Genomic DNA, 1,436 nt, shown 5'->3' with positions numbered 1-1,436 from the left:
CTTTTGATTGATGGCCACACGCTGGACACGTTTGACTGGTAGGTTTCGGATCAACAAAAATAACCTGACCGCCGAGCCAATCCTGCTTATATTTCAGCATCTCTTTAAACATTCCCCATCCTTGATTGAGAATGACGCGGTTTAAGCCAGATTTTTGTTTCACCATTTTTCCATGCTGCTCACTGTTGCCTTTGCTGTTTTTCGTCATATTTCTAATTTTAAGATCTTCTAGTACGATGATTGCGTGGCTTTTGCTCAACTGTGTTGAGATCTTATGTAATTTGTCATGACGAATATTGGCAACTTTCGTATGAAATGTTGTGATCTTTGCTTTTAATTTTTTCCAGTTACTTGAAAATTTCACTTTTCTAGCAAGTTGCTTCTGTAATCGTTTGATCCTGATTGTCTGTTTACTGGTATCTATCGGCTCCACAAAACTGCCATCAGAAAAGGTAATTAGGCGTTTCACGCCTAAATCTCCGCCAATTATGGCGTTTGATGGGTGCTTAGGTGGTGCTACTTCTTGTTCAACTTGGATTGAAACAAACCAGTGCTTTTCTTTTTGTGAAACAGTGACGTTTTTAGCTTTTCCTAAAATAGCTTGGCTTTTTCTAACATTAACCCAACCGATTTTAGGTAAAAAAATACGTTTCCCATTCTTGTCGATTTTAAAGCCTTGTGGAAAACTAAAGCTATTCACCTCTCCTTTTTTCTTAAAAGTAGGCACCCGTTTGAGTGGTTGGTTTTTATCGAATGCGTCTTTAAAGGCGCGTTCAAGCTGTTTTAATGTTTGTTGGATAGTTTGTGCGGGCGATAGTGTTAAAAAGCCATACTCCTCGCTTTTTTTCCAAAGTTTGGAAAAGAAATCCAACTCTTGGTAGTAGCAAATTTTTTGTTCATTCTGTAACTTAAATAAGTTAATCGCTAAGGCTTTATTCCACAAGAATCGACAATTTCCCGCATATTGCGCCATTTTAGCGTTAATATCGGGTGTTGTTTTTAAACGAAATTTATAAGCTTTGCAAATAATCATACTGTTATTATATACAGTCAATCAAAAAGGAACAACCCACTTAGTCGCTTCGCGACTATTGCCTTATATCACCGACCTAAAGGAACGGTGTTTTACGGCAAAAAGTTGATAAAAAGTTTTCTTATTAGGGATTTCACATCCGTACCGATTTGATAATTGTACTATCGAAACGCCCTTCTTTGTTGACGACTTGCTTTCAAGTATTTCGTTAGTAAACAAAACCTCTCATCTGCAGAACTTCTATCATTAAATGGGGAAAATACTCTGCCTCATTACTTAGAATAAACCCCATGGAACTTTCCAATCACTTCCCAAATAACTATCTATCTGGGATTGTGATGCATATTTCCACGAAGGCAGCTTATACATAACTATTACAGGGGATTGATAAGAGAATTCCCTG

The 1,436-nt window shown here is 37.3% G+C and carries 1 protein-coding gene; it reads right to left on the bottom strand.

The genetic code is table 11. From position 1 onward, the window contains the following. On the bottom strand, positions 1-1,033 hold a 1,033-nt coding region (locus tag ACT3RM_RS17830; RefSeq protein WP_444511511.1), incomplete at its 3' end, for an RNA-guided endonuclease InsQ/TnpB family protein. Between the last annotated feature and the right edge of the window lie 403 nt (positions 1,034-1,436).

This window comes from Pseudoalteromonas sp. AOP7-A1-14, from assembly GCF_052376275.1.
GTDB lineage: Bacteria > Pseudomonadota > Gammaproteobacteria > Enterobacterales > Alteromonadaceae > Pseudoalteromonas.
This window is presented reverse-complemented; position numbering and strand designations above follow the sequence as displayed.